Here is a 12,861-nt window from a genome sequence, read left to right on the forward strand (position 1 = left end):
TCACATCGCGAACCAGCGCTCGGCGAGCGCGTCGAACGTGGGTTCCACCGGGGCGGGCATCCGCTCCAGGAAGGCGGGCAGATTGCTGTAGTAATGCAGCAACGTCCAGGCCATCAGGCGGCGGCGCAGATCGGCGTCCGGCCGGATCCCGTACGCCCGCACCATCCGTCCGTAGACCCGGGTGTCCCCGCGGGCCAGGAACACCGCCGGGCCGACGAAGTCGTACTCGGCCGCACCCCGCATCGCCGGCTCGAAGTCGACCAGCCCGGTCAGCCGGCCGTCGCGCACCAGCAGGTGCTCGTCCATGATCTCGGTGTGCAGCAGCACGGCCGGGGCGGTGAGCCGCACCGAGGCCAGGAAGTCCGGGATCTGCGCGGCCCACGCCGGGGCGAGGCCGAGCGCCCGGTGCCGCCCGGCACAGCCGGCGACCTGGTCGGCCACGAACTCGTCCCAGTCCTGCGGCCACCACTCCTCGATCGCCGGCGGCGCGACCGCGTGCAGGGCGGCGATGCCCTCGCCGAGCTGCTCGGCGATCCCGTCCCGTTCGGCATCGGTCAGCCGTGGCCAGGCGCGGCTGAGAGGTTCACCCGGAAGCCGGTCCATGAGCACGTAGCCCCAGCCCTCGAACTCGCCGGACGCGTGGACACCCGGCGTCGGTACGGGCAGCCGCCCGTGCACCGCCGCGAGCACCCCGGCCTCGACCGGCCGCTCCTCCGCGTGCACCGGCGGGTAGAGCTTGAGCACCACGTCGCCGATCGCGTACACGGGTAGTGAGCCCGTCGGGAAGCGCGCGGGCGCACCGGGCACACCGAGCCGGTCGAGCAGCGTGCGTACCCCCGGACCGAGGGCCTCCTCGTCGCGGGCAACGAGGTCGAAATCTTCCTCATCTTCGGCGTCCGGCCACAGGGTAGCGATGTTTTCGCAGCTCAACGAGGGCTCCAATGCGTGGAACGACGGGACGGGGATCCGGTGACGGGTGGCGCCGGACACCTACCTCACGTGCGAACTCCGACGTGTAGGGTTGCGCATTGATACGGACAAACAGCATCATTCCGGTCGGCCAGTCGGATGTCGCGGGACCGCGGCGGGCGGAAGGGCACGACCACAGGTGGACCAGGATCCCACGAGCAGCGGCGCACGGGCGGATTCCGACGGCGCGTCGACCCTCGATCTGAGCGGGCGGTGCGTCGGCAGCTCGTACATCCTCATCCGCCCGATCGGCCACGGCGCGACCGGAACGGTGTGGCGCGGCGTCGACCGTGCCACCGGCGAGCCGGTGGCCGTCAAGCTGCTGCACGAGAGCCTGTTGCGCCAGCCCAAGCTGGTCACCCGCTTCGTGCAGGAGCGCACCATCCTGCTGATGCTGCGGCACCGCAACGTCGTACGGGTCCGTGACCTGTTCAGCGTCGGCGAGTCGCTCGGCCTGGTCATGGACCTGGTCCCGGGCGGCAGCCTGCGCGACTACCTGCGCGAACAGCCCACCCTGACGCCCGGCGAGGCGGCCCGGCTCGGCGCCCAGGTCGCGGCGGCGCTCGCGGAGGCGCACGGGCTCGGCATCGTGCACCGCGACCTCAAGCCGGACAACATCCTGCTGCACCGCGAGGACGGCCGGCTCGACATCCGGCTGACCGATTTCGGCATCGCCCGCGTGCTCAACACGCCCAGCCTCACCACCACCGACGCGGTCGTCGGCACCCCGCACTACATGGCACCCGAGGCCTTCCACAGCTCCTCGACCAGCCCGGCGGCCGACGTGTACGCCCTCGGCGTGCTGCTCTACGAGTTGGTGTCGGGGCGACCGCCGTACGACAGCGACACGGTCACCGACCTGATGCAGCTGCACCTGCGCGGCTGCCCGGAACGCCGGCCCGGCATCCCCGACCCGCTCTGGGACCTCATCGCCGCCTGCCTCGAGCAGAAACCCCGCCTGCGCCCGGACGCCGGCGAGCTCGTCGTGGATCTCGGCACCGTGGCCCGTTCCCTGGCGGACGCCCCGGCGCTACCCGCCCCCGAGTCCGCCAAGGCGGCCCGGCCCCGGAAGTCCCGGACCCCCGACCCGGAACCGCCGCCCGCCCCGCCGAGCCCTCATCCGTCGCTGGCGAGCATGCGCAAGCTCGCCGTGCCCCGGCGGCGCAACCAGCCCGCGAGCTGGCGATGGGCCCGGCCCTGGGCGATGATCGCCCTGGTCTGCTCCGCGATGCTGGCCTCCGGGGTGGCGACCACGGCGTGGCACCTCGGCCGCGAGGACGAGTCGCCCGAAGGGAGCCCGGCCGTCGCCCAGGCGCGGCAATCGCAGCCCGCCACGGTCGCCTCCGCGACACCCGTCCCGTCACGGGCCGCGCGGACCCGCAAGGGTTCCGGAGCATCGGTCACGAGCCCGCTGCACGCGAGGGCAGCCGTTCAGGCGGTGACGACTCCTCGCCCGCGAACCAGTCCGGAGACCCGTACCGAGGCGCCTGTGGTGGAGAAGACCTACGGACCGTGGGACTGCAACCAGCAGTACGCGCTGAGCTACGACAACGCGATGGCGGTGAAGCCCTGCCACAAGGTCGGGAAGAAGGTTCAGCTCACGGCCACGCTGACCGCGCCGCGCGACGGCACCGCCTCGATCTCGCTCGCCCTGCGGGACCTGGCCACGGGCAGCAGCCTCCCGGCGAAGACGTGTGACGACCTGGTCTTCCGGGAAGGCGCCCGTTCGCAGGACTGCGGTACGGCCACGGTGAACCCCCGGTCGGGACGCCGCTACCAGGTGGAGATGTCGTGGCGATTCGCCCGCGACGGGAGGGTGGAGGCCGGATCGGCGAGGGGCCACGAGTTCACGTTCTGATTGGTAGGGTCCCGCCGTGCGGAAGATGCTGGCGGCGGGGCTTGCGATCGCTGCTCTCGTCCTCGGGCTCGGCGTTTTCCGTGCTTTGTCCGCCGATGCCTCGGACGTACCCCCGTACCACCCCTCGAGGCTGCGGAACATCGGCGAGTCCCAGCAGGTCGTCGTCGTGACCGGCAACGGGCGCACCTCGTCGTACGCGACGCTGCGGGCGTACCAGAAGAACAGCAACGGCAGCTGGACCCAGCAGTTCCCCGGCATGCCGGCCCGCAACGGGTACGCGGGGTGGGCGTGGGCGTCCTCGCGGGTGCAGAACACCGGCACCACGCCCAGCGGCACGTTCCGCATCACGACGGCGTTCGGGCTCAAGGCGAACCCCGGCACCAGGATCCCGTACACGCACGCCGGCAGCGACGACTACTGGGTCGGCGACAACCGGGACCCGAAGACGTACAACCTGTTCCAGCCGAGGGCATCCAGCACCCGGACGTGGCGCAAGGGCGAGTCCGAGCGGATCGCCGCCTACCCCACGCAGTACGAGTACGCCGCCGTCATCAACTTCAACCGCCCGCTGGGCTCGACGGTCAGCTGGAACGCCGCGCACGGGCAGTACGAGACCAGCCGGCCGAAGAACGTGCGGCTCGGTTCGGCCATCTTCCTGCACATCAACGGCGCCGGCTCGACGGCCGGATGCGTCTCGCTGCGCCGCGCCGACCTGCTCGCCGTGCTGAAGTGGCTCGACCCGGCGAAGACGCCCCGCATCGTCATGGCGCCGCTGGCCGACATCGGCCGCGCGTGAGATGCGGTCGCGTCTCTCAGCGTAGGGACTTCAGTCCGATTTTGGGTGGCGGGCGCGGCGGTCGGATGGGTACCGTGATCGCCATGTTCGCGCCCGGTCTGCAGCTGCCCGCGGGGTTCCCCCTGCCGGCCGCTCCCGCGTGCGTTCTTCCCGGCGCCGATACCCGAGGCTGACCCTTCCCCGGTAGCAGCAGAACCCAGGGGGAGGGTGGCTCGACCCTGCGCGGGTTCTGACGTCCTTTTTCCGTTTCTTACATCCAGTAGGGACATACCCATGGCCAAGAGCCAGTTCATCCGTACCAAGCCGCACCTCAACATCGGCACGATGGGCCACGTCGACCACGGCAAGACGACCCTGACCGCCGCCATCACGAAGGTCCTCGCCGACCGCGACCCGGCAACCAACCGGTACGTCGCGTTCGACGGGATCGACAAGGCCCCGGAGGAGCACGACCGCGGTATCACCATCAACATCGCCCACGTCGAGTACGAGACCGAGCACCGTCACTACGCCCACGTCGACATGCCGGGGCACGCCGACTACGTGAAGAACATGATCACGGGGGCGGCGCAGGTGGACGGCGCGATCCTCGTCGTCTCGGCCCAGGACGGCGCCATGCCGCAGACCCGCGAGCACGTGCTGCTCGCCCGGCGGGTCGGCGTGCCGTACCTGGTGGTCGCCCTGAACAAGAGTGACGCCGTCGAGGACGAGGAGCTGCTCGACCTCGTGGAGCTGGAGGTACGCGAGCTCGTCGGCGAGTACGGCTTCCCGGGCGACGAGGTGCCGGTGGTCCGCGTCAGCGCGCTCAAGGCCCTCGAGGGCGACCCGCGCTGGACGGCGTCCATCGTGGAGCTCCTCGACGCGGTCGACGCGTACGTGCCGGTCCCGCCGCGCGAGCTGGGCGAGCCGTTCCTGATGCCGATCGAGAACGTGCTCACCATCAGCGGGCGCGGCACCGTGGTGACCGGCAAGGTCGAGCGCGGCACCCTGCGCGTCGGCGAGCCGGTCGAGGTGGTGGGGCTCGGCCCGACCATCGCCACGGTGGCGACCGGGCTGGAGACGTTCGGCAAGTCGCTGCCGTCCGCCGAGGCGGGCGACAACGCGGCCGTCCTGCTTCGCGGCATCAAGCGCGACCAGGTGCAACGCGGCCAGGTCGTGGCGCTGCCGGGCAGCGTCACCCCGCACCGCAGCTTCCGGGCCCGGATGTACGCCCTGACGAAGGAGGAGGGCGGACGGCACACGCCCTTCGTGGCGAACTACCGCCCGCAGTTCTTCTTCCGCACCACGGACGTGTCCGGCGCGATCGACCTCGGCGGCCTGCCGATGGTCATGCCGGGCGACACCGTGGAGCTGACAGTGCACCTGGGCAAGGAGGTGCCGATGGACGCCGGGCTCGGCTTCGCGGTGCGCGAGGGCGGGCGTACGGTCGCCGCCGGCACGGTGACGCAGCTGCTCGACTAGCGGCCGCCCGCGTCGTAACGGGCGCGGGCGGCGTGGACCTCCGGGATGTGGGTCTCCGCCCACTCCTTGACGGCCCGCTGCAACGGCACCAGCGCCGCGCCGAGCGGCGTCAAGGCATAGTCCACCCGGGCCGGCACGGAAGCCGTGACGGCCCGGGTGACCAGCCCGTCGCGCTCCAGCTTGCGCAGGGTCTGGGTGAGCATCTTCTGGCTGGCGCCGGCGACGGTACGGGCGAGCTCGGCGTGCCGCAGCGGGCCGTCGGCGAGCGCGCTCACCACCAGGGTGAGCCATTTGTCGCTCAGGGCGGACAACAGCTCGTGCCCCGGGCACTCGGCCAGATTGGCGTTGTAGGCGCGGCGCGCCCGCTCGCGGCGCTCAGCGGCGGAAACGGTGGCCATGCGGAACCTCCGGGTACCCCGGGCACTCCAAGGTGCCTCCTTACCGGTGCACCCTATTCTTTCTAGCCTTTCCGGCATGCAGGCAGTGATCGTCCGCCGATTCGGCGGCCCCGACGTTCTCGAACTGGCCGAACTCCCCGCGCCGCGCCCCGGTCCCGCGCAGGTGCTGATCCGGGTGGCCGCCGCCGCGGTGAACCGCATCGACCTGTCCACCCGGGCGGGCCGGATCACCGAGGCCGGACTGCTCGCTCCGGCGCCCGTCGTCGCGCTGGGCTGGGACGTCGCCGGCGAGGTGGCCGCGACCGGCGCGGGCGTGACCCGCTTCGCCGCCGGGGATCGGGTCATCGGGTTGCGGGATCTGCTCTCCGCACCGGGGACCCAGGCGGACGAGGTGGTGCTGGACGAGACTGCGGTCGCTCACGCGCCGGCCGGCGTCGGCGATGCCGAGGCCGCCGCACTGCCCCTGGCCGGGCTGACGGCGGACCGCTCGCTGGAGCTGACCGGGCTCCGCGGCGGGCAGACCCTGTTGGTCACCGGCGCGGCGGGTGTGGTCGGCGGACTCGTGCTGCAGCTCGCTGCGCTGCGCGGCATCCGGACCGTGGCGGCTGCCGACGCGGCGGACGAGCCCCTGCTGCGGGCCCTGGGCGCGGAGCACGTGGTGGCCCGGACGGACCGGCTCGGCGAGGCGGTGCGGGACCTGGTGCCGGGCGGCGTGGACGCGGTGATCGACGCGGCCGTCCTCGGCATCGGCGCGCACGAGGCGCTGCGCGGCTGCGGAGTCTTCGTAGCGCTCGTCGCTCCGTTCGCACCGCCGCCGCTGCGGGGCACCACGGTGGTGGTGCAGGAGGTTTACGCCGACGGTGCGCGGCTGGCCGGGCTGGCGGCGTTGGCCGCGGCGGGAGACCTCACGCTGCGCGTCGCCGGAACGCTGCCCCTGGCCCGGGTGGCCGAGGCTCATGAGCGGCTCGCCGCCGGTGGCGTACGCGGCCGGCTCGTGCTCGTACCGTAGGACCTCGTCAGTCCTGCTCGTCGCGCTTGCGCAACTCCTCCTCGCGGCGGCGCAGGTCCGCCTCCCATTTCCGCATCATCGCCTCGTCCTCCTTCAGCGACGCGGAAAGGTTGCGAAGGAACGCAGGATCGTCATCGGGGGCGAGCGGCCCCTTACGTGCCGGCCGCTCGTTCTCGGGGAAGCCCCCGCCCGGGCGCCACATCTCTCCGTTGCTCATGCGGATGGCCCGGGGCGGGCGGCCGGCGACGAACCAGGCGATCGCTCCGATCGGGGAGAACAGCAGGATCAGGAACACCCACGCGACGCGCGGCAATGCCCGGATCGCGAACTCCTCGGCGGAGAGGCAGTCGATGAGCGCGACGACCAGCAGGGCGACGTCGAGCAGCATGAACAGCGAGTAGAGGCGGATCATGGCCGGAATGGTCTCAGACCGCCGCCTCGGGCGCGACGACCCGGCGGGTGGTGGATCCCGCCGGGTCGTCCACGCGAGGGTCAGCCGAGTGCGGATTCCAGCGCCGGCAGGTAACCACTGCGGTGGCCGGTGCCGGTGGGGTGGAAGGAGTCGGTCGGCGGGAGCAGTTCCAGGCCGTGCAGCCACGGGCTGGGTCCGCAGACGCCGTGGCCGGCGAACTCGTCGGTCACGTCCGACCAGGTGAAGCCGGCCGCGCGGGCGCGGTCCGCGATGACCTTGTTCAGCTCCACGGCGCCGTTGTTGATGGTCTTGCGCTTGGGGATGCTCATGCCGGCGAAGCCGCAGCTCGGGGCGGACTCGTCGAACAGGATCGGGTAGCCGAGCACGACGACCTTCGCGTGCGGTGCCTTGGCGCGGATGTCGCGGTAGGTGGCGTCGAGGGCGGCGGGCACCTCCTCGTCGAGGAGTTCCATCGCCTCGGCGACCTTGGCGGCGCAGCCGCTGTCACTGACCAGCGTGCACGTGATCATGGTCGACGCGAAGCCGACGTCGTTCCCGCCGATCGTCACGGTGACCAGGTCGGTGCCGGACGAGAGGGCGGAGAGCTGGCTGGAGCGCAGCGAGCTGGTCGTGGCGCCGCTGCAGGCGACCGACCGGAACGAGGCCGGCGAGTGGGCGGTGTTCCACAGCCCGGGGTACGCGTTCGAACTGCGCATGCAGGTGCCGGTCTGGCCGGACGTGCCGACGCCGGACGAGTACGAGTCGCCGAGGGCGATGTAGTCCCAGTCCGCCGGGGACGCGGCGGCGGGGGTTGCGGTGAGGACGGTCAGCAGGACGGACGAGACGAGACAGGCGAGAGCAGTGGTACGTCTCATCGGGGGGCCTCCGGATCCACGAGGGATGTGGGGGCCGAAGCGCTTCGGTTACCGAAGAGTAAGTCAAGGGCTTGCGGAAAGAAATACAGTGATTTTATGGATACCTTGTAGTAACATACGTCGATGTGACCTGCATGTATGTCATGCAGTGATTCCTTGCGCGCGCATTGTTAAATGACTCATGGTCGACACAGCCGGCGTACAGGGTGCGCTCAGGTCGGCGGATTAGCGTCGCGGCATGGATGAGCAGAGGGCCCGCCGGGTGGTGGAGACATTGCGCGGGCGCAACGTCTTCGCGCACGTGAAGCTTCCCCACGCCGGCATCACCCAGTACGGGATCCGGGTCGTCCTGCCGGACGGCCGCGAGGCGATCTGGGACAACGACGGCACCGCGGGACTGGAGGCGCAGGTCATGCGCAACGGCGTCCTGGTCGGCTTCGTACCCTCTATCCCCGGCTCCGAGAGCTTCGGCGACGAGCAGATCGTCGAGGCGATCGCGGCGGCCGACTACGACCAGCCGATCGGCCGCTCCCGGCCGGTCGCCGCGGGCCGGCGCCCCGTGCCCGCCGCGCCGCGCCCGCCCGGACTCGCCGAGCGGCTGCGCCGCACCTTCCGCGACTGAGTTCGTCAGCGGGCCGGGCGTTCGGGCGGCAGCGGGACGCACAGGCTCACCGCGCCGCGCAGATCGAGCCACGCCTGCTCCGGCCCGCGCACCAGCCGCAGGATCACGTCCTGACAGGACGGACACCGGGCCACGAGGCCGGGCGCGGGTCCCCACAGGCGCAGGGTGGCGACCACGTTCGCCTGCCCGCATCCGGCGCAGGTCGCCACCGCCTCGGTCAGGTCGACGGCGAAGATCTCGCCCAGGTCCCCGCCCAGGGCGTTGCCGTCGAGCTCGAACTGGGACGTCATGCCGTACCCCCGAATCGCTCTGTCTTGATCTTCGTCGGATCGTGGCTCAGGGCGATCAGGATGTCCGCGGCCGCCTCGACGAAAACCGTGGGACCGCACACGAAGACGTCCGGTGCGAAATCGGGCGGCCACCCATGGGTGTTCAGCGTGGCCACGCCGAGCCGGCCCGGGCGGCCCGGCCGCCCTTCGGGGAGCTCGCGGGTGTAGACGTGGTGCACGTCCAGGCCCGGGTCGTCGCGGACGCGGCGGGCCAGCTCGGCGCCGTAGAGCGCGTCGCGCGGGGTGCGTACGGAATACACGAGCCGGAACGGCTGCCGGCCCCGAACGTCGCCGCGCGCCCGGATCATCGCCATCAGGGGGACGAGACCCGAGCCGCCGGCCACCAGCAGCACCGGCGCGGGGGTGTTGCGCCACACGAACCAGCCGCCGATCGGGCCGCGCAGCTCGAGCTGCTGCCCCGGCTCGACCACGTCGGTCAGGTAGGAGGAGACCTCGCCGTCCTCGACGCGCTGGACGGTCAGCTCCACCGGCCCGCCGTCGCGCCACGAGGACGCGATCGAGTAGCTGCGCTGGGCCGAGTAGCCGTCGGCGGCGGTCAGGCGCAGGTCGACGTGCTGGCCCGGCAGGTGGCCCGGCCAGTCCTGCACGTCCAGCACGAGGGTACGCGCGGACGCCGTCTCCCATCGCGCCTGCACCACGGTGGCCACCCGCCAGGTCAGTCGCCCTGGTATCGCTGCTCGCGCCACGGGTCCCCGTACATGTGGTAGCCGGCCTCTTCCCAGAAGCCGGGTTCGTCGTGCTGGAGCAGCTCGATGCCGTTGACCCACTTGGCGGATTTCCAGAAATAGAGCGCCGGCACGACCAGCCGCGCCGGCCCACCGTGCTCGGGATGCAACGGCTCGCCGTCGAACGTGTGGGCGATCCACGCCTTGCCGTCGAGCAGATCCTCCAGCGGTACGTTCGTCGTGTAGCCGCCGTAGCTGTGCACCATCGTGAAGTCGGCCGTGGTCTCGATGTCCTCGAACAGCGTGTCCAGCGAGACGCCGCGCCACGACGTGCCCACCTTGGACCACTTGGTGACGCAGTGGATGTCGGCGGTGAAGGTCTCCTGGGGCAGCGCCTGGAACTCCGCCCAGCTCCAGCTCGTCTGCCCGCCGGTCTCGTCGGTGACGGTGAACGACCAGCGGTCGACCGGCACGCGAGGCGTCGGCCCCGCGGAGAGCACCGGGAAGTCGGGCGTGAGGTACTGCCCGGGTGGCAGGTCGGGCCGCGACGAGCGCCGCCGGCCGCCGAATCCCGGAGAAATGATGCTCATCCTCAGCAGTAAACTCCAGGAATCCCGCGGGCGACAGGTCAGCCGACGGCGAACCCGGTGCCGTGCCCCGGGAGTGCCTTGCCGTCGGCGTCGTAGGCGGTGAGCTTCGTCAGCCTCGCACCGGGCGCCACCTGGGCCGGGTCGAACCAGAAGGCGATGATCGAGGGATCGCCGCTCCACGGCGCCAGGGACGCGTCGACCCGGTGTCCGTCCGCCAGCACGGTGATCCTGGCCGCGTGCGCACCCGAGTAGTAGCCGAAGGCGGGCGAGTCGAAGCCGTCGACCTCCATGGGCGCCTCGGTGGCGTGGAAGCCGGGAGCCTTGTCCGACCCCTCGCTCTCATTGGTGAGAACCTCGCTCTTCAACGCCCCGCCCGCGGTGCGCCGTCCGACGGTGAGCCCGAAGGAGGTGCCGGGTATCGCCTCGTCGTCGATCGGCTTGAACCAGAGCACGACCGGCTCGCCGGTGGAGGTCGTCAGGCCGGTGGCGATCACGTCGCCCAGCACGTCGCCGGTGGGTTCGGCCGAGACCGGGCCGGACGGCCGGGCGGCGGCGACCTGCGGCCGCGCGGGTCCGGTGCCGTGGTCCTCGCCGCCGAGGCGGGTCAGCTGGCTGCCGCCGACGAGCAGCACGAGCACCGCGGCGGCGGAGGTGGCGGCCACCGCCAGGCGCCGCCGGCGGCGCAGGCGGCCGCCCGCGGCCATGACCGCGCCGAGGTCGAGCGGGCGCGGCTCGAAATCCGGCGGCGAGTGCATGGCGTCCTTCAGGTCGTCGAGATCCGTCATCGTGCCGCTCCACTTTCAAGCCCCTGGCGGGGGGACGGGATGGAGATCCGGAGCTTGGCGAGTGCCCGGGAGTTGAGGCTCTTGACCGTGCCGAGCGAGAGATTCAATTCGCGGGCCACGTCGACCTCCGTGATGTCGAAGAAGTGGCGCATGACGATGACCGTGCGTTCCCGCGGCGAGAGCGCCTTGAGCGCCCCGACCAGCCAGCGCCGCCGGGTGACGTCGTCGGCCACGTCCCGGGCCACCGGCCGCTCGGGCAGCTGCTCGGTCGCGTACTCCCGCAGCGGCCGGCGCCACTGGTCGGTGATCAGGTTGGCCAGGACCGTGCGGGCGTACGCGTACGGGTCCTTGCGGCGCACCCGGCCCCAGGACGCGTACACCCGCACGAGCGCGGCCTGGGCGGCCTCCTCCGCCTGGTGCCGGTCGCCGGTCAGCAGATACGCGGCGCGTTGCAGCCGCGCCGAGCTCGCGCGAGCGAACTCCACGAACTCGTCGTCACCTCGTCGGCCTGGTCCCACGTCAGCAATGACGGACGGGGGCCGGAAAAGGTTGCGGCAACCTTCCGGCGTTCTCGCCCGTCTCGTTCGGCATCCGCCCATCATGAGGGAGCTGAACGATGAACCTGTCCTCGAACCGCTGGATCGTGGCCGCCGGGGTGACCGGCGCCGCCGTGGCGGTCGCGGTGACCGGCGCCGTGGCGGCGAACGCGGCCCAGGAACCGGCACCGGTGGCACGGGTGTCCACTCCCGACGAGCCGCCGGCCGCACCCCCTGCGGTCGGCGCGGTCATCGACACCGGAATCGCCGCGAAACGGGGCACATGGGTGCTCAGTTTCGTCGCGATCCGCGACGCCGCGATCCCGCGGACCGACTTCGGCGTCATGGCCGGGCGCCGGCAGAGGAGCGGGGCCGTCACCGCCGACGTCATGACCAACGAGTTCGACGGGCCGGCCAAGGCGCCCGGATTCCACGCCGTGCAGGGCGCCATGGAGGTGGACGGGGAGCCGGCCCCGGCCTTCGGCTACTACGTCGGCGACGCGAGGCGGATCACGGCGAAGGCCGGCGGCAGGACGGTCACCGCGTCGCTGGCGGCATGGAGCGAGGACGCATCGGTCAAGGCGTTCTGGTTCGACCCGAAGATGACCGCCGTGTCGGATCTGCGGGCCTTCGACGCCTCGGGCGAGGCGCTCGTCACCGGCCGCAACGGAGTCGGCGTGGGCTAGGAGAGGCCCTGGTCCCAAGCCGTCCGCACCCGCTCGGCGACCTCCGCCGCCTGCGCCCGGCCCGCCTCGGCGGCCGCGGCCCGGCGCGCCGGGTCGAGCGGGTTGCGGCCGATCGCGGTCAGCGCGGCGTCGGTCGGGCTGACCACGGCCGTACGCACGCCGGGTCCCAGCGCCCTCGCCTGCGCGGCCGGCCGATCGGTACGACGGGCGGCGGCGACGATGGGCGCGATCACGACGACCCGGTCATGCCCCCGAGCCAGGTCGACGTTCGCGACGGATCGGACGCCGCCGTCCACGTACCGCCGTCCCGAGACCGTCATGGGCGGCCAGACCAGCGGCACCGCGCAGCTGGCCGCGACCGCGTCGATGAGCGAGACCCCGCTGTCGCGGTCGAACACCTTCACCTCGCCGTTCAGGGCGTCGACCGCGGGCACCAGGACACGGGCGGCCGGCCAGTCGTCGCGCCGGACCCGGGCGGCAATGGCGGCGCGGCGCTGGGATTCCGGCATCGTGCGGGCCCGCAGCGCGGCACGGCCGAGGCGAGCCCGCCCCTTCGCCCGGTCGCCCGGCCACAGTGCGGCGAGCACGAAGCCGAGCAGGACCCGGGTGCCGATGGCCGCGCTGGTGTCGCCCGTGGTGTCGGCGAGCTCGTGGGCGTACAGGTCGGCCAGCGGGGTGCCGCTCGTCAGCTGGGCGGCCACTACAGAGCCCGCGGAGGTGCCGACGAACAGGTCGGCCCCGGTGAGGTCGATGCCTCGTTCCGCAAGCCCGTGCAGGAGTCCGATTTCCCATGCGACGCCGGTGACGCCGCCACCGCCGAGGACGAGTGCGCGCTTTTCCATGCGCCCA

16 protein-coding genes are annotated in these 12,861 nt (G+C 72.1%); 6 read left to right on the forward strand and 10 right to left on the reverse strand.

Annotated elements, in window-relative coordinates:
* A complete protein-coding gene (locus ACIBO8_RS16345) occupies positions 1–930 on the reverse strand; it encodes a phosphotransferase (RefSeq protein WP_396116023.1) in 930 nt (309 codons plus the stop codon).
* Positions 931–1,108: 178 nt separating this feature from the next.
* Here ACIBO8_RS16345 and ACIBO8_RS16350 point away from each other — a divergent pair, with 178 nt between their 5' ends.
* The 3 genes from ACIBO8_RS16350 to tuf all read left to right on the forward strand — a co-directional run bounded on the left by ACIBO8_RS16350 (position 1,109) and on the right by tuf (position 5,084).
* Complete coding sequence (locus ACIBO8_RS16350; RefSeq protein WP_396116024.1) at positions 1,109–2,827, forward strand: serine/threonine-protein kinase; 1,719 nt, start codon at positions 1,109–1,111, stop codon at positions 2,825–2,827.
* 25 nt (positions 2,828–2,852) lie between these two features.
* Positions 2,853–3,623, forward strand: a complete 771-nt coding sequence (locus ACIBO8_RS16355; protein ID WP_396116394.1) for a L,D-transpeptidase family protein — start codon at positions 2,853–2,855, stop codon at positions 3,621–3,623.
* 273 nt (positions 3,624–3,896) lie between these two features.
* On the forward strand, positions 3,897–5,084 hold the full coding sequence (gene tuf, locus ACIBO8_RS16360; protein ID WP_396116025.1) for an elongation factor Tu: 1,188 nt from the start codon (positions 3,897–3,899) through the stop codon (positions 5,082–5,084).
* On the opposite strand, the gene ACIBO8_RS16365 is transcribed toward tuf, so the two are convergent.
* Positions 5,081–5,482, reverse strand: a complete 402-nt coding sequence (locus ACIBO8_RS16365) for a winged helix-turn-helix transcriptional regulator (protein WP_396116026.1) — start codon at positions 5,480–5,482, stop codon at positions 5,081–5,083. The genes tuf and ACIBO8_RS16365 overlap by 4 nt on opposite strands.
* A 76-nt stretch (positions 5,483–5,558) precedes the next feature.
* Here ACIBO8_RS16365 and ACIBO8_RS16370 point away from each other — a divergent pair, with 76 nt between their 5' ends.
* A complete protein-coding gene (locus ACIBO8_RS16370) occupies positions 5,559–6,491 on the forward strand; it encodes an NADP-dependent oxidoreductase (RefSeq protein WP_396116027.1) in 933 nt (310 codons plus the stop codon).
* Between the two features lie 7 nt (positions 6,492–6,498).
* Here the strand turns inward: ACIBO8_RS16370 and ACIBO8_RS16375 are convergent, their stop codons facing one another.
* Complete coding sequence (locus tag ACIBO8_RS16375; RefSeq protein ID WP_396116028.1) at positions 6,499–6,903, reverse strand: PLD nuclease N-terminal domain-containing protein; 405 nt, start codon at positions 6,901–6,903, stop codon at positions 6,499–6,501.
* A gap of 80 nt (positions 6,904–6,983) precedes the next feature.
* The gene (locus tag ACIBO8_RS16380; RefSeq protein WP_396116029.1) at positions 6,984–7,778 is read right to left on the reverse strand and encodes an SGNH/GDSL hydrolase family protein; all 795 of its coding nucleotides are present in this window, start codon (positions 7,776–7,778) and stop codon (positions 6,984–6,986) included.
* Between the two features lie 238 nt (positions 7,779–8,016).
* Between ACIBO8_RS16380 and ACIBO8_RS16385 the strand changes: the two genes are divergently transcribed.
* Positions 8,017–8,400 (forward strand): hypothetical protein, encoded by a 384-nt coding sequence (locus tag ACIBO8_RS16385; RefSeq protein WP_396116030.1) that lies wholly within the window; start codon positions 8,017–8,019, stop codon positions 8,398–8,400.
* 5 nt (positions 8,401–8,405) lie between these two features.
* Here the strand turns inward: ACIBO8_RS16385 and ACIBO8_RS16390 are convergent, their stop codons facing one another.
* Genes ACIBO8_RS16390 through ACIBO8_RS16410 form a run of 5 tightly spaced genes read right to left on the reverse strand, consistent with a single transcriptional unit; the run spans position 8,406 to position 11,308 of the window.
* On the reverse strand, positions 8,406–8,690 hold the full coding sequence (locus ACIBO8_RS16390; protein WP_396116031.1) for a DUF6510 family protein: 285 nt from the start codon (positions 8,688–8,690) through the stop codon (positions 8,406–8,408).
* Complete coding sequence (locus ACIBO8_RS16395; protein WP_396116032.1) at positions 8,687–9,397, reverse strand: ferredoxin reductase; 711 nt, start codon at positions 9,395–9,397, stop codon at positions 8,687–8,689. Before ACIBO8_RS16395 ends, ACIBO8_RS16390 begins: the two co-directional genes overlap by 4 nt.
* Positions 9,398–9,405: 8 nt before the next feature.
* A complete protein-coding gene (locus tag ACIBO8_RS16400) occupies positions 9,406–10,005 on the reverse strand; it encodes a sulfite oxidase-like oxidoreductase (protein ID WP_396116033.1) in 600 nt (199 codons plus the stop codon).
* Positions 10,006–10,043: 38 nt separating this feature from the next.
* Positions 10,044–10,790 carry a hypothetical protein gene (locus tag ACIBO8_RS16405; RefSeq protein WP_396116034.1) on the reverse strand — a complete coding sequence of 249 codons (747 nt, stop codon included), beginning with the start codon at positions 10,788–10,790 and terminating at the stop codon, positions 10,044–10,046.
* Positions 10,787–11,308: a SigE family RNA polymerase sigma factor gene (locus ACIBO8_RS16410; protein WP_396116035.1), complete on the reverse strand. Its 522-nt coding sequence runs from the start codon at positions 11,306–11,308 to the stop codon at positions 10,787–10,789. The genes ACIBO8_RS16405 and ACIBO8_RS16410 overlap by 4 nt, the downstream gene beginning before the upstream one ends.
* Before the next feature lie 98 nt (positions 11,309–11,406).
* Between ACIBO8_RS16410 and ACIBO8_RS16415 the strand changes: the two genes are divergently transcribed.
* Entirely contained in the window at positions 11,407–12,012 is a 606-nt protein-coding gene (locus ACIBO8_RS16415) for a hypothetical protein (protein ID WP_396116036.1), read from the forward strand.
* Here the strand turns inward: ACIBO8_RS16415 and ACIBO8_RS16420 are convergent.
* Entirely contained in the window at positions 12,009–12,854 is an 846-nt protein-coding gene (locus tag ACIBO8_RS16420) for a patatin-like phospholipase family protein (RefSeq protein WP_396116037.1), read from the reverse strand. The genes ACIBO8_RS16415 and ACIBO8_RS16420 overlap by 4 nt on opposite strands.
* Between the last annotated feature and the right edge of the window lie 7 nt (positions 12,855–12,861).

The sequence above is a fragment of the Actinoplanes sp. NPDC049681 genome, from assembly GCF_044465265.1.
GTDB lineage: Bacteria > Actinomycetota > Actinomycetes > Mycobacteriales > Micromonosporaceae > Actinoplanes.